Below are 17,846 nucleotides of genomic sequence, written 5' to 3'. Positions count from 1 at the left end.
CATACGTCGCTTCTGCTGCCAGTGTATCCAGCGGCACCGCCGTCATTGTGGAGGTCCTGATGCAGGCGGTTCGGTCCTGCGTTGCTACCCGAAGATGTTGACCGGTTTAACGATGTCGGCGTAGATCAGCAGGGCGCCCATGCCCATCATCAGGATGGCCACCGCATAGGTCAGCGGCAGCAATTTGGCAATGTCCACCGGCCCCGGATCCGGCCGGCGGAACAGCTTGGCGAAGCCGCGGCGAACCGCTTCCCACAGCGCCCCGGCGACGTGTCCGCCGTCGAGCGGCAAAAGCGGGATCAGGTTGAACACGAACAGGGCCAGGTTCACCGAACCGACCAAACCGATCAGGGACGCCGCCCGCGCCTCGAAGGGGATTTCTTCCATGGCGCTGATCTCGCCGGCAATCCTGCCCACGCCCACCACGCTCATCGGCCCGTTGGGATCGCGCGGGGCATCGCTGAAGGCGGCCTCGGCAACGTCGGCCAGCCGCTGCGGCAGGTTCAGGACGACGCCGGCAATCGCCTGCAGGTTCTCTCCCACCGCGGGCAGCACGGCAGTGACCGGCTGCGGGACCAGTTCCTGGGTCGAGCCCATGCCCACGAAGCCGACCTCTTCCATTACCGGGTCGCCGTTGCTGTCGAGCACCAGCTCGTTGGACTCGTCAAAGACCGGACGTTCCGAGAGCACCGGCGTGATGGTGGTGCTGATGCTCCGTCCGTCGCGCTCAAGCGTGATTGGCGTAGCCTCGCCGGCGGCGTCCCGGATCCAGCGGGTGAGTTCGTACCAGTCCGTCACCGGCTTGCCGTCGAAGGAGGTGACGGTATCGCCGGGCAGGATTCCCGCCGCCGTTGCCGGTGCCTGCGGATCCGACGGCAGGCAGTCGGTCTGCCCGGTTTCGGCCTGCTGCGCGGCGCTGACCACGCACTTGTTGACCTCGCTGATGGTGGTGCTGGGCTGTGCCGAGCCGAAGCCCACCATGACGATCCCGAGCATGACCACGCCGAGTACCAGGTTCACGAACGGGCCGCCGAGCATAATGATGATGCGCTTGTAGACCGGCAGTTTGTAGAACACGCGGTTCTCGTCGCCCGGCTGCAGCCGCTCCGCCTCGGCCTGCCGGGCGTCGTTCGCCAACTGCTGGAACATGCCGGTGCTGGACTGCCGCACTGACTCCGCAGCGCCTGATGCCGCCGTTCCGGCCTTGACCTTCGCCGGCGGGTACATACCGATCATGGAGACATAGCCGCCGAGCGGAATCGCCTTGACGCCGTACTCGGTTTCGCCCTTTTTCTTCGACCAGAGGGTCTTCCCGAAGCCCACCATGTACTGGGTGACCCGGACCTTGAACAGTTTGGCCGGCAGCAGGTGGCCCACCTCGTGCAGCGCGATGGAGAGCGCAATGCCCACCGCGACGAAGAGGACGCCGAGAATAAAGAGAAGTACGGTCACATCATTCCTAAACGTTTGCGGGCCTCGGTTCGTGCCCACGTTTCTGCCGCCAGCACGGACTCCACGGACAACTCGGCGGAGCCGGCGTGGTCAGCTACCACCGCGGCGACAGTGTCCACGATATCCACAAAACCGATCCGGCCGGCGTGGAAAGCATCCACCGATTCCTCGTTGGCGGCGTTGTAGACGGCCATGAAGGTGCTGCCTTGGGCGGCGGCCTGCTTGGCCAGCCGGACCGCGGGAAATACCTCGTCGTCCAGCGGCTCAAAGGTCCACGTCACGGCGCTGGACCAGTCGCACGGTTTGGCAGCCCCGGGGACCCGTCGCGGCCAGCCGAGTCCCAGCGCGATGGGGAGGCGCATGTCCGGCGGCGACGCCTGGGCGATGGTCGAACCGTCCGCGAACTGGACCATGGAATGGACCACGGACTGCGGGTGCACCACCACATCGATCTTGTCCAGCGGCACGTCGAAGAACAGGTGCGCCTCGATGACTTCAAGCGCCTTGTTGACCATGGTGGCCGAATTCGTGGTCACCATCCGGCCCATGTCCCAGGTGGGATGCGCCAGCGCCTGCTGCGGGGTCACGGTGCCCAGTTCCGCTCGGGTCCTGCCGCGGAACGGGCCGCCGGACGCGGTGACGATCAGCCGGTCCACCTCGGCCGCCGCGCCGGAGCGCAGCGCCTGGGCCAGTGCGGAATGCTCCGAGTCCACCGGAACCAGCTGGCCTGGTTTCGCTGCGCGCTTGACCAGCTCGCCGCCGGCGATGAGGGACTCCTTGTTCGCCAGCGCCAGCAGATGGCCGGCTTCCAGCGCAGCCAGGGTCGGCACCAGGCCGATCGAACCCGTAATGCCATTGAGTACGACGTCGGCGTTCGGCCAGGCGGCGATTCCCGCCGACGCTTCGTGCCCGGCAAAGAGTTCGGGCTCGTAGCCGCTGATGCCCGCATCAGCCGCCGCTGCCTTGATCGCCGTCGCCAAGTCCTCGCGGGTGCCGTTGGCAATGCCTATGGCCTCCGCCCGGGTGTGGACGGCCTGCCGGGCAACCAGTTCCAGATTGCCGCCGCCGGCCGCCAAGGCGGTCACCTCGAACCGTTCCGCAGCGCCGTCGATCACCTCGATGCCCTGGGTCCCGATGGAACCGGTGGACCCCAGCAGCACTACTTTCCGTGGTCGGCCGGCCGCATCTGGGTCGCTAAGAAAATCCATGTCTTCCAGTATCCCGCACCCGGCCCCGGCCGGACGCAACCGGACACTGGCAGCGCACGGTGCGGCACCAGATGCTGGGACGGCTCAAAAATCCGCAGCAAGACTCCGCACCTAGGCGAAGGCGGCTACTGCATCCTTGACCGGAACGTCTCCGGAAATCAGGTTGAGCAGTTGACGCGCGCCGGCACCCGTGCGCAGCAGTTCCGCCAGCACGGCCGCAACGTCGGCGCGCGGCACGGGACCGCGTTCCTCGACCAGGTCCAGGCGCACGAGGCCGCTGCCGGCGTCGTCGGTCAATTGGCCGGGACGGACGATAGTCCACTTCAGTCCGCGTGTTTTGAGATCCTCTTCGGCTGCCAGCTTGGCCCGGAGGTAGGCAACGAAGACCTCGTCCATGCCCTCCGGGATGGCGCCGTCCCGCACGAGGTCATTGCCCATTGAAGAAATCTGGATAAAGCGTTCGACACCGGCGGACTCGGCGGCATCCGCCAGCAGCACCGCGGCGCCAAGATCTACCGTTTCCTTCCGCTCCTTACCGCTGCCCGGCCCGGCTCCGGCCGCGAAGACCGCCGCGTCGGCGCCCTTCAGGATTTTCGCGACCTCGTCCACCGAGGCGCTCTCCAGATCCACCACCTCGGGGATGGCACCGTCCACCATTAGATCGGCACTCTGCTCCGGTTTGCGGATCAGCCCCACCACCTCATGCTGGTCCGCGGCCAGGATCCTGGTCAGTTCGCGTGCGATTTTTCCATGTCCACCTGCAATAACTATGCGCATGACCGGTGCAACCACACTTTCCTACGGACTATTCCATTCCTGCGGCCGCTCGTGTCGCCCGTCATCCTGTCAGCCCGGCCCGGCGCAATGTCTGCTCGGCGTGCTTGATCAACGGGCCATCTACCATCTTGCCCCTGAAGCGGAACACGCCCGGTTCCGTCCGGGCCGCCTCCAGCAGCGCCGCGGCATCGGCGACGGCCGCCTCGGATGGCAGGTACGCGGCGCGGATGACCGGGATCTGGCTTGGATGGATCAAAGCCTTGGCACCGAATCCGCAGGCCACAGCGTCGTCGGCCTCGGCAGCCAGACCATCCAGATCCGGAATGTCCACATAAACCGAGTCAATGGCCGTCTTGCCATAGGCACCGGCCGCCAGCAGTACCTGCGAGCGCGCCTGCCGAGCGACGTCCCGGTAGGTCCCGCCGGCGTTGCGGCTGGAGGTCCCGCCGAGCGAGGCCAGCAGGTCTTCCGCGCCCCACATCAGCGCGACGACGTTTCCGGTACGCGCGATATCCGGGGCGGAGAGGACGCCCAGCGCTGTCTCGCACAACGCCACGACGCCGTACCCGGCCAGCCCGGCGATGGCCTCGGCATTCTCGGATTTTGCCAGCATGATGGTGGAGTAGCCGGTACGCTGCAATGCCGCCATGTCCTGTGCGTGGTCTTTTGTTCCGAGCGGGTTGACGCGCACTATGGTTCGCTCCGGATCCAGCGGGTTGTCAACGACGGCTTGCCGCGCCTGCGCCCGGTCCGCGGGCGCCACGGCGTCTTCCAGATCCAGGATGACCGCATCCGCGCGGTCCGCCGCCTTGGCATAACGCTCGGGCCGGTCTGCAGGACAGAACAGGATGGCCGGACCCATGGTAAACATCAGCCGAGCTCCTGGTTCCGGAAGCGGTTCCTGGCCTGCGGCTCGGTCTGGCTTTGCCGGTGCCCTTCTTCGGTCCACATCAGGCAGCTGCGGACGGCCGTGGCGACGATGTCTTCGTGCTGGTTCCGGCCGGTATGGCTCAGGGTGACAATGCCCTGGCCGCGCCGCGAGGCCGAGAGCCGTTTGTCCGTCACGGTCGTCTCCGTGTACAGCGTGTCGCCGTGGAAAAGCGGATGCGGGAAGTTGATGTCCGTCAGTCCCAGCTGGGCCACGATGGTGCCTTGGGTGAGCTGGGTGACGGATTGGCCCACCACAGTGGCGAGCGTGAACATGGAGTTGACCAGCCGCTGCCCGAACGGCTGCGATGCGGACCAGTCCGCGTCCAGGTGCAGGGCCTGGCTGTTCATGGTCATCGTGGTGAACAGGACATTGTCGGCTTCGGTAATGGTCCGGCCCGGCCGGTGCGCGTAGACGGTGCCGGGCTGGAGCTCGTCGTAGTAGAGGCCGCGCTGCGTGATGGTGGTTCGCAGGTCTTCGCCACTTCCGGTGCTCATACGTCGTTAACCTCATGTTCCTCGATGTTCAGCTCGGCACCGGTGGCGGCAACGACCTCGTCCACGCTGACACCGGGCGCTACTTCACGCAGCACCAGCCCGTCTTCGGTCACATCGATGACGGCCAGGTCGGTAATGATCCGGTCCACACAGCCCTTGCCGGTCAGCGGGAGCGAGCAGCTCTTGAGGATCTTCGGGTTGCCTTTCCTATCCACGTGCTCCATCATCACGATCAGCCGTTTGGCGCCGAAGACCAGGTCCATGGCCCCGCCCATGCCCTTGACCATCTTGCCCGGTACCATCCAGTTGGCCAGGTCCCCGTTTTCGGCGACTTCCATGGCCCCGAGGACCGCCACGTCCACGTGGCCGCCGCGGACCATGCCGAAGGAGGTCGCCGAGTCGAAGATCGCCGCGCCCCGGTTGAGCGTGACCGTTTCCTTGCCGGCATTGATCAGGTCGGGATCAAGGTTTTCCTCCGTGGGATAGGGCCCGACGCCGAGAATGCCGTTCTCGGAATGCAGCACCACCTCCACGCCGTGCGGTATGTAATTGGGGATCAGGGTAGGCATCCCGATGCCTAGGTTCACGTACTGCCCGTTGCGCAGCTCCTTGGCTACGCGGGCGGCGAGTTCGGTGCGCGTCAGTGCCATCGTCAGTTCCCCTTCCCCGCGCCGGTCTCGGTGACCGTACGCTTCTCGATCCGTTTCTCCACCTCGCCGGCCACTACGACGCGCTGGACGAAGATGCCGGGTGTGTGGATGTGCTGCGGATCCAGCTCGCCCGGTTCCACCAGTTCCTCCACCTCGGCGATGGTGACCTTGCCTGCCATCGCCGCCAGCGGATTGAAATTCATTGCGGTCACGTGGAAGACCAGGTTGCCCAGCCGGTCGCCCTTCCACGCATGCACCAGACCGAAGTCCGGCCGCAGCGACTCTTCAAGCACGTAGTCGGCGCCGCCGAAGCTGCGCACCTCCTTAGGTGCCGATGCAATCGCAACGTTCCCCTCGGCGTCGTATTTCTGCGGCAATCCCCCTTCGCTGACCTGCGTGCCGACGCCCGCCGTCGTATAGAAAGCAGGAATGCCGGCGCCGCCGGCGCGAAGTTTCTCGGCCAGTGTGCCCTGCGGGGTCAGCTCCACCTCAAGTTCGCCAGCGAGGTATTGCCGGGCGAACTCCTTGTTCTCGCCCACATAGGAGCTGACGGTGCGGCGGATCCTGCCGTCCGCCAGCAGCACGCCGAGGCCCCAGTCGTCCACGCCGCAGTTGTTGCTGATGGTTTCCAGCTCCTTGGTGCCGCGGTCGTGGAGGGCTTGGATCAGGGTCACCGGTATGCCGCAGAGGCCGAAACCTCCCACGGCCAGCGACGCCCCGTCCTGGATATCGGCCACGGCTTCCGCCGCGCTGCCTACAACCTTGTTAATCACGTTGTCCCTAGCCTTCCGTCGATCGTGGCTGGTGCGCGGTCAGAGCCCCAGTTCGCGGGCGATAAGCATCAGCTGCACCTCGGTGGTCCCTTCGCCGACTTCGAGAATCTTCGAGTCCCGGTAATGCCGTGCCACCCGGGACTCGTTGATGAACCCGAATCCGCCGAAGATCTGCGTGGCGTCGCGGGCGTTGTCCATGGCCGCTTCGCCTGCCACCATCTTTGCAATAGCGGAGTGGGTTTTGAAGGGCTTGCCCGCAAGCATCCTCGCCGCGGCGTCGTAGTAGGCCAGCCGGGCGGTGTGGGCACGGGCCTTCATGCGGGCGATCTTGAACTGGATCGCTTGGAAGGAACCGATATTGGTCCCGAAGGCCTGGCGGTCCTTGGCGTAGCGCACCGATTCGTCCACGCAACCCTGGGCCGCGCCGGTGGCGAGCGCGGCGATAGCGATGCGGCCCTCGTCCAGGATCTGCAGGAAGTTGGCGTAGCCCCGGCCGCGCTCCCCCAGAAGGTTGGCTTCCGGCACGTGCACGTCCTTCAGCGTCAGCGGATGCGTGTCCGACGCATTCCAGCCGACCTTGTTGTAGGCCTTCTCCGCGGTGAAGCCGGGCGTGTCCGTAGGCACCAGGATGGTGGAGATTTCCTTTTTGGTGCTCCCGTCCTCCCGTTCCGAGGTGCCCGTGACCGCCGTGACGGTAACCAGCTTGGTGATGTCCGTACCGGAATTGGTGATGAATTCCTTGTTCCCGTTGATGACCCATTGGCTGCCCTGGTCCCCTGCCACCAACCGGGCCCGGGTCTTGGTGCCTCCAGCGTCCGATCCGGCCTCGGGTTCCGTCAGGCCGAAGCCGGCGAGCGCCTGGCCGCTGGCGAGCATGGGCAGCCATGCAGCCTTCTGCTCCTCGGTGCCGAAACGGTAGATCGGCATGGCGCCCAGTGAGACGCCGGCCTCCAAGGTGATGGCCACCGACTGGTCCACCCGGCCCAGCTCCTCCAAGGCCAGTGCCAGCGCGAAGTAGTCCCCGCCCATGCCGCCGTATTCTTCCGGGAAGGGCAGCCCGAAAAGGCCCATCTCGCCCATCTGTTTGACCACCTCGTAGGGGAAGGTGTGGTCTTCGTCGTGTTTGGCGGACACCGGGGCCACTACTTGGTCCGCGAAGTCCCGGACGGTGTCCACCAGGTCCTGGTGGTCCTCGCTGAGGGAAAAATCAGGCATGCTCGGCTTCCTTCTGTTCCGTTGCTTCCGTCCCGCCGGCAGGATCTGCTGCGGCGACGACGGCGACAATCTGGCCGGCTTTGACCAGATCGCCGGGTTTGAGATGGATACTTACTTCTCCGGCCACGGCCGCGGTCAGCTGGTGCTCCATTTTCATGGCTTCCACGGTCAGCACGGTCTGCCCGGCCTCGACGTGCTCCCCGTTGCCCACGGCGACAGCGGTCACCGTGCCCGGCATCGGCGAGCGCACCTCGGGTGACAGCTCGCCCTCCTCGCGGTGGATCCGCTCCAGCGCCTCGGCCAGGCGGCGCTTCCGGTCCCGTACCGTCAGGCCGGCACTGAAGCCGGCATCGGCGAGCCAGATCGTCCCGGTGCCGGGGTCGACAGCGTGGCGCAAGGGCTGGCGCACCCCATTGACGACGGCGGCGCCCGCCTCAAGCTCGAGGCTTACTGTAAAGCTGCTGCCGGCTACGTCCGCGCGGAAGCTGGCCACGCCGCCCGGGCTCCCGGAATCCATACGGGTCAGCGCAACCTCGCGCGGTTCCCCGTGGGGCATGGCAAAACTGACTACGGTGGGCACGGCGCCGCCCACCCGCCAGCCATCGCCGGCGGTCCACGGGGAGCCGGGCGGCACGGTCTGCCGTGAAGCCCGGCTGTCCTCCAGCCAGGCCACCGCGGCAACCGCGAGTTCGCTGCCGCTGATCCGGCGGAAGGCCAGGTGCGGCAGTTTCCGTTCGATCAGCGTGGTGTCCAGGTGGCCGGCGCGCACGTCGTCGTCGTTCACGAGCAGGCGCAGGTACTCGACATTGTTGGGCACGCCCAGCACCACGGTCTCCCCCAGTGCCCGGTCCAGCCGGTCGAGGGCCTCCTCCCGGTCCTCGCCCCAGGCGATAACCTTGGCGAGCATCGGGTCGTAGCTGCTGGAAATTTCGAGCCCGGGCAGCAGCGAACTGTCCACCCGGATGCCTTCGCCGGATGCTTCGTGCAGCGCCAGCACCGTACCAGCGGAGGGCAGGAAGTCCTGTTCCGGATTCTCCGCATACACGCGCGCTTCCACCGCATGTCCGATAAGAACGACGTCGGACTGGGCTATCGTCAGCTGCCCGCCTGCCGCGATGCGCAGCTGCCATTCGACCAGATCCAGCCCGGTGACCAGTTCCGTCACCGGGTGCTCCACCTGCAGCCGGGTGTTCATCTCCATGAAGTAGAACTGATCCGGCGCCTCGTCGGAGACCAGGAATTCGACCGTGCCGGCGCCGCTGTAGTCCACACTGCGGGCGGCGTTGCAGGCGGCCTCGCCGATCCGGGCGCGGGTGGCCTCGTCGAGCAGGGGCGAAGGGGCTTCCTCGATCACCTTTTGATGCCGGCGTTGGAGGGAACACTCGCGTTCGCCAAGGTGGATGACGTTGCCGTGGTTGTCGGCCAGAACCTGGACTTCAATATGGCGCGGGCTGCGGATCAGCTTCTCCAGGAACAACGTGTCGTCGCCGAAGGCGGACGCAGCCACGCGGCGGGCGGTGGCCAGGGTTGCCGGCAGCTGGTCCGGGCGGTCCACCACGTGCATGCCCTTGCCGCCGCCCCCGGCCGAGGGCTTGATCAGCAGCGGGTAGCCCACGCCGTCGGCCGCATTGATCAGCTGCTCATCGCTCAGCCCGGGTTCGGCCAGGCCGGGCACCACCGGCACCTGGTAGCCGGCCACGTGGTTCTTGGACCGGATCTTGTCCCCCATGACGCCGATGGCCTTCACATTCGGCCCGATGAAGGTGATGCCAGCGGCCTCCAGCGCCTCGGCAAAGGCGAGGCTTTCGCTCAGGAAGCCGTAGCCGGGGTGGACGGCCTCGGCACCGGTTCGGCGGCAGGCTGAGATGATGGCCTCGATGTTCAGGTAGCTGGCGGTCGGCGCCGGCGGGCCGATCCTGACCGCAAGGTCGGCTTCGCGCACGTGCCGGGCACCGGCGTCGGCGTCTGAATAGACCGCGACCGTGCGGATGCCCAGCCGGCGGCAGGTGCGGATCACCCGGCAGGCTATTTCCCCGCGGTTTGCGATCAGTACCGTAGTGAAGAGCTGTTCGGGCATGGCGCTCACATTCTGAACAGGCCGAAGGACGTCTCCGGCAGCGGCTGGCGGGCGCAGACATCCAGCGCGAGCCCAAGGACCCGGCGTGTGTCCGCCGGGTCGATGATCCCGTCGTCCCAGAGCCTGGCGGTGGAATAGTACGGGTTGCCCTGCGCCTCGTACTGCTCGCGGATGGGCGCCTTGAAGGCTTCCTCCTCCTCGGCCGGCCATTCGCCGCCCGAGGCTTCGATCTGGTCGCGCTTGACCGTGGAGAGTACCGAAGAGGCCTGGTTGCCGCCCATCACCGAGATCCGGCTGGCCGGCCACATCCAGAGGAAACGCGGCGAGTAGGCGCGCCCGCACATGGAGTAGTTGCCCGCGCCGAACGAGCCGCCGATGATGACGGTCAGTTTGGGCACCCGCGTGGTGGCGACGGCGGTAACCATCTTGGCGCCGTGTTTGGCGATGCCGCCTGCCTCGTAGTCGCGGCCGACCATGAACCCGGAGAGGTTCTGCAGGAAAACCAGCGGGATGCCGCGCTGGTCGCAGAGCTCGATGAAGTGGGCACCCTTGAGAGCGGACTCGCTGAACAGCACGCCGTTGTTGGCCACGATCCCGACCTTGTGCCCGTGGATGCGGGCGAAGCCGGTGACCAGCGTGGCACCGTACTCCCGCTTGAACTCGTGGAACAGGCTCCCGTCGACCACCCGGGCGATCACCTCCCGGACGTCGTAGGAGGCGTTCACATCCGTGGGGACCGTCCCGTAGAGCTCCGTGGGATCGGCCGACGGGGGTTCCACGGCTGCCACGTTCCAGGCCGGCTCGGCTACGGGAAGGGTGGAAACGATGTCGCGGACGATTTCCAAGGCATGCTGGTCCGTTTCGGCCAGATGGTCCGTCACCCCGGAGACCTTGGCATGGACGTCTCCGCCGCCGAGGTCCTCGGCAGTGACCACTTCGCCGATGGCCGCCTTCACCAGCGGCGGGCCCCCCAGGAAGATAGTGCCCTGGTTGCGCACGATGACGGTTTCGTCGCTCATCGCCGGCACGTAGGCCCCGCCGGCCGTACAGGAACCCAGGACGGCCGCAAGCTGCGGAATCTTGCGCGCCGAGAGGTTGGCCTGGTTGTAGAAGATCCGGCCGAAATGCTCCCGGTCCGGAAAGACCTCGTCCTGTTTGGGCAGGAAGGCTCCACCGGAATCCACAAGGTAGATGCACGGCAGGTTATTTTCCAGCGCCACTTCCTGGGCCCGCAGATGCTTCTTCACCGTCATCGGGTAATAGGTTCCGCCCTTGACCGTGGCATCGTTGGAGATCACCAGGACGTGGCGCCCGTGCACAAGCCCGATCCCGGTGATGATCCCGGCGCCGGGCGAATCGCCGTCGTACATTCCATCCGCGGCCAGCGGCGAAAGCTCCAGGAAGGGGCTGCCCTCGTCCAGCAACGCATCGACGCGCTCGCGCGGCAACAGTTTGCCGCGGTCCACGTGGCGCCGGCGGGATTTTTCCGGTCCGCCAAGCGCCGCCGTCGCGAGCTTGCCGCGCAGTTCCTCAACAAGTGCGCGTTGCGCCGCTTCGTTCTCCAGGTAGCCCGGGCTGGTAGTGTCCACCCGGGAAGGCAGTGTCTCCATCGACATCTTTCTTCGCGCGGTAGGTGTCATTTTCCAGTCCCGCTGCCGTTCAGCGGGCTGGTCAACAAACACTGTTTTGGTTAGTCTGTACTAACTGAAATTCAGGTTAGTGCGCGTTAACCGGATTGTCCAGCATTCATCCGAACAGGAGGAACGTACGTGTCCCCTAGCTCAGCCACCGGAACCGGTCCACCAGCGGGTCCAGGGCCCGCGGCCAGTGCCGATACGGGCAGGGTCACCGGCCGGAGCCTGGCGAAGGCCTCGCGCCGCGCCGCCCTGCTGTCCGCCGCCGCGAAACTCTTTGCAGAGCGCGGCTTCAACGGCGTCTCGATCGAGGATCTCGGCTCCGCCGCGGGCGTCAGCGGCCCCGCCGTCTACCGGCACTTCAGCAGCAAGCATGCGGTGCTGTCGGCCCTGCTGAGCGGAGTGAGCCGGGATCTGCTTGAGGGTGGACAAGCCGTGGTGGAAAATTCCCCCGGGCCCGAAGAGGCGCTGCGCGGCCTGATCGAGTTCCAGGTGGACTTCGCCCTGCGCCATCCGGACGTCATCCGTGTCCACGACCGTGATCTGGACAGCCTGCCGCCGGAGGATTCACAGACCGTGCGGGCCCTCCAGCGGGCCTACGTCGAAGTCTGGGTTGCCGTCCTTTCCCGCCTGCTCCCCGAGCAGGAGCCCGCGCGCTTGCGGATGCGTGCCCATGCGGCCTTCGGTCTGATCAACTCCACGCCCCACACCACCCACCGGGGCAAAGCGGTACGCGACAAGACCTGGCGGCGCAATCTGCTGGAACAAATGGCATGGGCAGCGCTGAAAGCCGAGTAGGCTTCAGTAAAGACCCCTAGCCGAAAGGTTTGCCATGATTGAGCTACGCCCCGTGGAACCTGCCGACCTCGACAAGTTCTTCGAGTACCAGCAGGATCCCGACTCCAACCGTATGGCTGCTTTCACCGCCAAAAATCCCTCCGACCGCGGAGTTTTCAACCACCACTGGCAGAACATCCTCAACGACGAGGCCATCACTGTCCGCACCGTCACCGCCGACGGCGAAGTGGTTGGCAGCGTTATGGCCTACCCTTCCGACGGCTATCCGGAACTGACGTTTTGGACCGCGAAGTCGCACTGGGGGCATGGCATCACCACGGCCGCGGTGGAGAAATTCCTCGGCGAATTCACCGCCCGCCCCATCCGCGCGCGGGCGGTCAAGGACAATCTGGGCTCCATCAAGGTCCTGGAGAAGGCCGGCTTCAAGGCCATCGGCGAGGCCCAGGGCTTTGCCAACGCCCGGGCCGCCGTGGTCACCGAAGAAATCCTGGAACTGGTCTAGTCCCTCACACCATCGTCAGGACCATCCCCGGCTCGGCCAGGATGGTCCCGACGTCGGCCAGGAACGTTGCACCCTGCTGTCCGTCCACGAGGCGGTGGTCGAAGGACAGGCTGAGCGTGACAACTTGGCGCAGGGCAATGCCGCCCTGGTATTCCCAGGGTTGCCTGCGGACCGCGCCCATGGCCAGGATCGCCGCCTCCCCCGGATTGATGATGGGGGTGCCGGCGTCGATGCCGAAGACACCGATGTTCGTGATCGAAATGGTTCCGCCCGACAAGTCTGCCGGGGCTGTCTTGCCCGATCTTGCCGCACCCGTCAGCTCGCCCAGGGCCTGGGCGAGCCGGTGCAGGTCCAGCGTGTGGGCGTCCTTGATGTTGGGCACGATCAGTCCGCGCTCGGTCGCGGCCGCGATGCCCAGATTCACATAGTTCTGCCGGACGATCTCCTGGTTGTCCTCGTCCCAGCGCCAGTTCAGCGAGGGATTGCGTTCCAGCGCGATGCACAAAGCCTTGGCCAGGACGGTCAACGGCGTGACCTTGATGTCCCTGAAGGCACGGCTCTCACGCAGTTTGGCCAGCAGCTCCATCGTCGGCGTCACATCCACGGTCAGGAACGACGTGGCATGCGGGGCAGTAAACGCGCTGGCCACCATTGCAGCGGCGGTATGCTTCCGTACGCCTTTAATGGGAATGCGGCTTTCGCGCTCGGCGGCACCCGCCAGCCACCCGCCCGCACGCGCAGCGGCTGCAGTCGGCTGCTCCTGACTCCGCTCGCCGCCCCCGGCAGCGCCGGCGTGGAAACGCTCGACGTCGGCCCGCGTGATCAACCCCTGCTCACCCGTTCCGGTCACCCCAGCCAGGTCAATGCCCAGGTCCCGGGCAAGCTTGCGGACCGGAGGAGTGGACCGCGGCCGCTCCTGCACGGATTCTGCCCGCATCCCGGCAGGTCGGGCGGGCGTTGCACTAACGGGTCCGGGCGCCGGCGGCGTGCTAGCCACCGGAACCGCTCCCCCTGCGTCCACGGCATCGGCACGACGGCGGCGTCGCGGTGCGCCTGCTGCTTCGGCCTGTGCGCCGTACCCCACCAGATTCGCCTCGCGGCCACCCACCATGGCGGTTGCCGTACCGTTCGAAGAGCTGCCACCTGTGCCGTTCTCGGACGGGTCCGAGCCCGCCACTTCGAAGGAGACAATCGGTTCTCCCACATTGACCGTATTGCCCGGTGCTTCATGCAGGGCAGTGACGACGCCGGCAAACGGGGACGGCAATTCCACGACGGCCTTGGCGGTTTCCACTTCGCCCAAAATCTGGTTCAGCTCTACCCTGTCACCCTCGGCAACGTGCCAGCTGACGATCTCCGACTCGGTGAGACCTTCGCCTAGATCGGGCAGCTTAAAGACTTTGATTCCCATCAATTCCCCTCCAACCCGCTGAGCGAATTCGTCCGGCCCAGGACGCGGTCCACACCATCCAAAATCCGGTCCAGATCAGGAAGATGGTGGTGTTCCATCTTTGCCGGCGGGTAGGGAATATCGAATCCGGTGACACGGACGGGTGCGTGTTCCAGATGGTAGAAGCACCGTTCAGTGATGCTCGCTGCCACCTCCGCGCCGAGTCCTCCCGTCATGGCTGCTTCATGGGTGATGACCAGGCGGCCGGTCTTGCGGACCGAGGCCTCCAGCGTGGCGAAGTCCAGCGGGGAAAGCGAGCGCAGGTCGATGACTTCCACGGCGATACCTTCTTCCCGGGCGGCCAGTGCAGCGTCCTTGGCGACCTGCACCAGGGCGCCGTACGCCACCAGGGTCACGTCTTCGCCGGGGATCTCCACGCGAGCCTGCTCGAGGGAGAATGATTCCAGGTCCACCTCTTCGTCCACCTCCCCCTTGACGTGGTACCGCCGCTTGGGTTCGAAGAAGAGCACCGGGTCATCGCAGGCTATGGCCTGCTGGATCATCGCGAATGCATCCTGCGGATTGGATACCGAGATCACCCGCAGGCCGGAGGTATGCATGAAATAAGCCTCCGGCGATTCCGAATGATGCTCCGCTGCTCCGATTCCGCCGCCGAACGGAACCCGGATAGTCAGCGGCATCTTGACCCTCCCCTGGGTGCGGTAGTGCAGTTTGGCTACCTGGCTCACTATCTGGTTGAACGCCGGATAGATGAACCCGTCAAACTGTATTTCGCACACCGGCCGGTATCCGCGGTACGCCATACCGACGGCTGTACCCAGAATGGCGGATTCCGCCAGCGGGGCATCGATGACCCGGTGGGCACCGAAGTCCTTTTGCAGTTCGTCAGTAATGCGGAAGACGCCGCCCAGCTTGCCGATGTCTTCGCCGATCAGCACCACCTTGGAATCGTGTTCCATCGCCTTGCGGAGGCCGGTATTGATAGCCCGGCCGAAAGTCATGGTGCTCATCGCGTGCCTCCCCCTGCAGCCTCGAATGAGGCAAGATAACGGGAATAGTGCTCCCGTTGGCGCTCCAGCACCGAGTGCGGTGTGGTGTAGACATTGTTGAAGACGTCCAGTTCGCCGGGCTCGGGCAGGGTCACACAGCCGTGCCGCAGTAGCCCTGCGACCTCGTCCGCCTTGGCGTTCACCCGATCGGTGAAGTCACCGGCCAACAGCCCTTCGGCTTCCAGCAGCTTGGCCAGCCGGTCGATCGGATCGCGGCCCTTCCAGTCTTCAAGTTCGTTCGGGTCCCGGTATCTGGTGGGATCGTCCGCCGTCGTATGCGGACCCATGCGGTAGGTGACCGCCTCGATGAAGCACGGTCCGCCGCCGCTGCGCGCCCGCTCCAGAGCCTCGCGCGTCACGGCCATGCAGGCGAGGACATCGTTGCCGTCCACGCGCACGCTCGGAATGCCGAAGCCGGGGGCACGGTCCGCGATGTCCCGCTGCGCCTGGAGGGTGACCGGTTCCGAAATGGCCCACTGATTGTTCTGGCAAAAGAAGACCACCGGCGCCTGGAAGCTGGCCGCGAAGACCATGGCCTCGTTGACGTCGCCCTGGCTGGTGGCCCCGTCACCGAAATACGCCACGGCCACGGAGTCTGCGCCGTCGAGCTTGGTTGCCATGGCGTAGCCGGTAGCGTGCAGAGTCTGCGCCCCAATAATGACCTGCGGCGTGGCCATGTTGATCTCATAAGGATCCCAGCCGGAGGGTGCGTTCCCCCGCCAGACCCTGATCATGTCCGTATAGTCGGCCCCGCGGCAATAGGCCACGCCATTCTCGCGGTAGCTGGAAAAGACGAAATCGTCCTTGCGGAGCGCGCGACCCGATCCAATCTGTGCCGCCTCCTGTCCCAGCAACGGGGGCCAGAGCGCCAATTCACCCTGTCGCTGCAGGGCGGTCGCCTCCTGGTCCACCCGGCGCACCACCACCATGTCTTCGTACAGCCCCTGGAGGCAGGCCCCGTCGATATCCGCTACCCATTCATCGTAAGGACCGGCAGCCCGGGTTCCCTCCGGTGTCAGCAGCTGGACGAGATTTTCCCCGGATACTGACCTCATGCCATGTAAGGACACTTGATGCACGCAACCTTTTCTCGTTGTGTCGGTCCCGCGGATCTTGTGGATCCGGCGGCACCTTTGCAGACCTCCCAGCGCCTTTGCCGGCAGGTAGTTGTGACGATACTCACAGAATGCAGCTAGCGCAATGTCTCCACGCAAAACTGGGCATTATGCTCTGTCGCACCGGTTTTGGTCGTGCTAACGTTGCGCATTATGCAGCCCCTGGATGGCACCGACACGCGATTGCTGATGGCCCTGGCGCAGGACCCGCGGCGCACCGTCGTGGCCCTGGCCCAAGAGCTGGGGCTGTCCCGCAATACCGTCCAAGCCCGCATGAGCCAGCTGGAGAAGAAGGCCGTTTTCCTCTCCTTCGACCGCCGCATCAGTCCGGCCGCCCTGGGCTATCCGCTTGCTGCCTTCATCCACATCCATGTCCAGCAGCCCAAGCTGGAGCAGATCACTAACGAGCTGGCACTGATTCCCGAAGTACTGGAGGCTTTCGGCATCACCGGACAGGCCGACATCCTGGCCCGGGTAGTCTCCACCGGTGCCGAAGACCTGTTCCGGATCAACGGGAAGGTCCTCGCCATCGACGGCGTCGAGCGCACGGACACTTCGCTGGCCATGCATGAGCTGGTGCCGTTCCGCATCGGGCCGTTGCTGCAGCGCACCGGCGAAATGCAGCGCAGCGGCGGCCCGGACGCGGACTGAGGTAGAGAGAAAGGCGTAGATGCCATGCGTGTTGGTGTTCCCCGAGAAGTAAAGAACAACGAGTTCCGGGTCGCCATTACTCCATCCGGCGTGCACGAGCTCACGCTGGCCGGCCATGAGGTGCTCGTGGAAACCGGGGCAGGCAACGGCTCCTCCATCACGGACGAGGATTATGCCGCCGCCGGTGCCAGTGTCCTCGGCTCGGCGGACGAGACGTGGGCGCGGGCCGAGATGGTGCTGAAGGTCAAGGAGCCGGTAGCGCGAGGACCTGATCCTCTTCACCTACCTTCATCTTGCCGCCGATGCACCGCTGACGAAGGAACTGTGCGACCGCGGCGTGACGGCCGTGGCCTACGAAACGGTGCAGCTGCCGGACCGCTCGCTGCCGCTGCTGGCGCCGATGTCCGAGGTGGCAGGCCGGCTCGCACCGCAGGTCGGGGCCTACACACTGATGAAGTCCCAAAGCGGGCGCGGGATCCTGCTTGGCGGCATCCCCGGCACGCACGCGGCCAACGTCGTCGTTATCGGTGCCGGAGTGGCGGGCTCCAACTCGGTATCCATCGCCGTCGGCATGCGGTCGAATGTCACGGTGCTGGACACGAATGTCCGTCGGCTGCAGGAACTCGACGATCTCTACCAGGGCCGGGTCAACACCATCGCCAGCAATGCACTGGAACTCGACGCCGCAGTCAGCGAGGCGGACATGGTCATCGGAGCGGTGCTGGTGCCGGGGGCCAAAGCGCCGAAGCTGGTCAGCAACGAACTGGTCAGCCGGTTGCGGTCGGGAGCCGTGCTGGTGGACATCTCCATCGACCAGGGCGGCTGCTTCGAAGACTCTCGTCCCACCACCCACGCCTATCCCACCTACCCGGTCCACGACACCATGTTCTACTGCGTTGCCAACATGCCCGGGGCCGTGCCCCGCACCTCCACGTACGCGCTGACCAATGCCACCCTGCCCTACGTCAAGGCGATAACGCGGGACGGGCTGGACGCGGCTGCCCGCAAGCTGCCGGAACTGCTGCCCGGTATCAATACCCGGGACGGCCGGATCGTTTCGGAGCCGGTCCGGCTGGCCCACCCGCAGCTGGCCTGACCCCGGTTACGCC

At 65.7% G+C, this 17,846-nt stretch carries 16 protein-coding genes and 1 pseudogene; 4 read left to right on the top strand and 13 right to left on the bottom strand.

The genetic code is table 11. The features are described 5' to 3' along the window. Nucleotides 1-84 precede the first annotated feature (84 nt). The 10 genes from J5251_RS12790 to J5251_RS12745 all read right to left on the bottom strand — a co-directional run bounded on the left by J5251_RS12790 (nucleotide 85) and on the right by J5251_RS12745 (nucleotide 11,187). Entirely contained in the window at nucleotides 85-1,452 is a 1,368-nt protein-coding gene (locus J5251_RS12790; RefSeq protein ID WP_139005964.1) for a M50 family metallopeptidase, read from the bottom strand. After that, nucleotides 1,449-2,660 carry a 1-deoxy-D-xylulose-5-phosphate reductoisomerase gene (dxr, locus tag J5251_RS12785; RefSeq protein WP_139005963.1) on the bottom strand — a complete coding sequence of 404 codons (1,212 nt, stop codon included), beginning with the start codon at nucleotides 2,658-2,660 and terminating at the stop codon, nucleotides 1,449-1,451. The genes J5251_RS12790 and dxr overlap by 4 nt, the downstream gene beginning before the upstream one ends. Nucleotides 2,661-2,771: 111 nt before the next feature. Next, a complete protein-coding gene (locus tag J5251_RS12780) occupies nucleotides 2,772-3,437 on the bottom strand; it encodes an NAD(P)H-binding protein (protein ID WP_139006044.1) in 666 nt (221 codons plus the stop codon). Nucleotides 3,438-3,498: 61 nt separating this feature from the next. Beyond that, entirely contained in the window at nucleotides 3,499-4,308 is an 810-nt protein-coding gene (locus J5251_RS12775; RefSeq protein ID WP_139005962.1) for an HpcH/HpaI aldolase/citrate lyase family protein, read from the bottom strand. Then, nucleotides 4,308-4,862 (bottom strand): MaoC family dehydratase, encoded by a 555-nt coding sequence (locus J5251_RS12770; protein WP_139005961.1) that lies wholly within the window; start codon nucleotides 4,860-4,862, stop codon nucleotides 4,308-4,310. Before J5251_RS12770 ends, J5251_RS12775 begins: the two co-directional genes overlap by 1 nt. Continuing rightward, on the bottom strand, nucleotides 4,859-5,512 hold the full coding sequence (locus J5251_RS12765; protein ID WP_139005960.1) for a CoA transferase subunit B: 654 nt from the start codon (nucleotides 5,510-5,512) through the stop codon (nucleotides 4,859-4,861). Before J5251_RS12765 ends, J5251_RS12770 begins: the two co-directional genes overlap by 4 nt. Before the next feature lie 2 nt (nucleotides 5,513-5,514). Beyond that, nucleotides 5,515-6,285: a CoA transferase subunit A gene (locus J5251_RS12760; RefSeq protein WP_139005959.1), complete on the bottom strand. Its 771-nt coding sequence runs from the start codon at nucleotides 6,283-6,285 to the stop codon at nucleotides 5,515-5,517. A gap of 39 nt (nucleotides 6,286-6,324) precedes the next feature. Next, entirely contained in the window at nucleotides 6,325-7,500 is a 1,176-nt protein-coding gene (locus tag J5251_RS12755; RefSeq protein WP_208574187.1) for an acyl-CoA dehydrogenase family protein, read from the bottom strand. Further along, nucleotides 7,493-9,577, bottom strand: a complete 2,085-nt coding sequence (locus tag J5251_RS12750; protein WP_208574186.1) for an acetyl/propionyl/methylcrotonyl-CoA carboxylase subunit alpha — start codon at nucleotides 9,575-9,577, stop codon at nucleotides 7,493-7,495. The genes J5251_RS12755 and J5251_RS12750 overlap by 8 nt, the downstream gene beginning before the upstream one ends. Nucleotides 9,578-9,582: 5 nt before the next feature. Next, nucleotides 9,583-11,187 carry a carboxyl transferase domain-containing protein gene (locus tag J5251_RS12745; RefSeq protein ID WP_208574185.1) on the bottom strand — a complete coding sequence of 535 codons (1,605 nt, stop codon included), beginning with the start codon at nucleotides 11,185-11,187 and terminating at the stop codon, nucleotides 9,583-9,585. 159 nt (nucleotides 11,188-11,346) lie between these two features. On the opposite strand from J5251_RS12745, the gene J5251_RS12740 reads away from it, so the two are divergent. Both J5251_RS12740 and J5251_RS12735 read left to right on the top strand, forming a co-directional pair. After that, nucleotides 11,347-12,009 (top strand): SACE_7040 family transcriptional regulator, encoded by a 663-nt coding sequence (locus J5251_RS12740; protein WP_208574184.1) that lies wholly within the window; start codon nucleotides 11,347-11,349, stop codon nucleotides 12,007-12,009. Between the two features lie 34 nt (nucleotides 12,010-12,043). After that, a complete protein-coding gene (locus tag J5251_RS12735) occupies nucleotides 12,044-12,511 on the top strand; it encodes a GNAT family N-acetyltransferase (RefSeq protein WP_139005954.1) in 468 nt (155 codons plus the stop codon). A gap of 4 nt (nucleotides 12,512-12,515) precedes the next feature. Here the strand turns inward: J5251_RS12735 and J5251_RS12730 are convergent, their stop codons facing one another. Genes J5251_RS12730 through pdhA form a run of 3 tightly spaced genes read right to left on the bottom strand, consistent with a single transcriptional unit; the run spans nucleotide 12,516 to nucleotide 16,026 of the window. Further along, on the bottom strand, nucleotides 12,516-13,922 hold the full coding sequence (locus J5251_RS12730) for a dihydrolipoamide acetyltransferase family protein (RefSeq protein WP_208574183.1): 1,407 nt from the start codon (nucleotides 13,920-13,922) through the stop codon (nucleotides 12,516-12,518). Further along, on the bottom strand, nucleotides 13,922-14,932 hold the full coding sequence (locus J5251_RS12725) for an alpha-ketoacid dehydrogenase subunit beta (protein ID WP_139005952.1): 1,011 nt from the start codon (nucleotides 14,930-14,932) through the stop codon (nucleotides 13,922-13,924). The genes J5251_RS12730 and J5251_RS12725 overlap by 1 nt, the downstream gene beginning before the upstream one ends. Further along, entirely contained in the window at nucleotides 14,929-16,026 is a 1,098-nt protein-coding gene (pdhA, locus tag J5251_RS12720) for a pyruvate dehydrogenase (acetyl-transferring) E1 component subunit alpha (protein ID WP_208574182.1), read from the bottom strand. Before pdhA ends, J5251_RS12725 begins: the two co-directional genes overlap by 4 nt. 213 nt (nucleotides 16,027-16,239) lie before the next feature. Here pdhA and J5251_RS12715 point away from each other — a divergent pair, with 213 nt between their 5' ends. Continuing rightward, the gene (locus J5251_RS12715) at nucleotides 16,240-16,737 is read left to right on the top strand and encodes an Lrp/AsnC family transcriptional regulator (RefSeq protein ID WP_139005950.1); all 498 of its coding nucleotides are present in this window, start codon (nucleotides 16,240-16,242) and stop codon (nucleotides 16,735-16,737) included. A 24-nt stretch (nucleotides 16,738-16,761) separates the two neighbouring features. Next, a pseudogene (gene ald, locus J5251_RS12710) lies at nucleotides 16,762-17,833 on the top strand (alanine dehydrogenase). The last annotated feature ends 13 nt before the right edge of the window (nucleotides 17,834-17,846 follow it).

Origin of the sequence: Arthrobacter crystallopoietes (assembly GCF_017603825.1) — a bacterium.
GTDB classification, from domain to species: Bacteria; Actinomycetota; Actinomycetes; order Actinomycetales; family Micrococcaceae; genus Crystallibacter; species Crystallibacter crystallopoietes_B.
This window is presented reverse-complemented; position numbering and strand designations above follow the sequence as displayed.

Coding starts and splice junctions, on each gene's coding strand:
- J5251_RS12725 (WP_139005952.1), bottom strand. CDS start 14,932: ATGAGCACCATGACTTTCGGCCGGGCTATCAATACCGGCCTCCGCAAG.
- J5251_RS12735 (WP_139005954.1), top strand. CDS start 12,044: ATGATTGAGCTACGCCCCGTGGAACCTGCCGACCTCGACAAGTTCTTC.
- J5251_RS12765 (WP_139005960.1), bottom strand. CDS start 5,512: ATGGCACTGACGCGCACCGAACTCGCCGCCCGCGTAGCCAAGGAGCTG.
- J5251_RS12770 (WP_139005961.1), bottom strand. CDS start 4,862: ATGAGCACCGGAAGTGGCGAAGACCTGCGAACCACCATCACGCAGCGC.
- J5251_RS12775 (WP_139005962.1), bottom strand. CDS start 4,308: ATGTTTACCATGGGTCCGGCCATCCTGTTCTGTCCTGCAGACCGGCCC.
- J5251_RS12745 (WP_208574185.1), bottom strand. CDS start 11,187: ATGGAGACACTGCCTTCCCGGGTGGACACTACCAGCCCGGGCTACCTG.
- J5251_RS12730 (WP_208574183.1), bottom strand. CDS start 13,922: ATGGGAATCAAAGTCTTTAAGCTGCCCGATCTAGGCGAAGGTCTCACC.
- J5251_RS12780 (WP_139006044.1), bottom strand. CDS start 3,437: ATGCGCATAGTTATTGCAGGTGGACATGGAAAAATCGCACGCGAACTG.
- J5251_RS12755 (WP_208574187.1), bottom strand. CDS start 7,500: ATGCCTGATTTTTCCCTCAGCGAGGACCACCAGGACCTGGTGGACACC.
- J5251_RS12750 (WP_208574186.1), bottom strand. CDS start 9,577: ATGCCCGAACAGCTCTTCACTACGGTACTGATCGCAAACCGCGGGGAA.
- dxr (WP_139005963.1), bottom strand. CDS start 2,660: ATGGATTTTCTTAGCGACCCAGATGCGGCCGGCCGACCACGGAAAGTA.
- pdhA (WP_208574182.1), bottom strand. CDS start 16,026: ATGAGGTCAGTATCCGGGGAAAATCTCGTCCAGCTGCTGACACCGGAG.
- J5251_RS12715 (WP_139005950.1), top strand. CDS start 16,240: ATGCAGCCCCTGGATGGCACCGACACGCGATTGCTGATGGCCCTGGCG.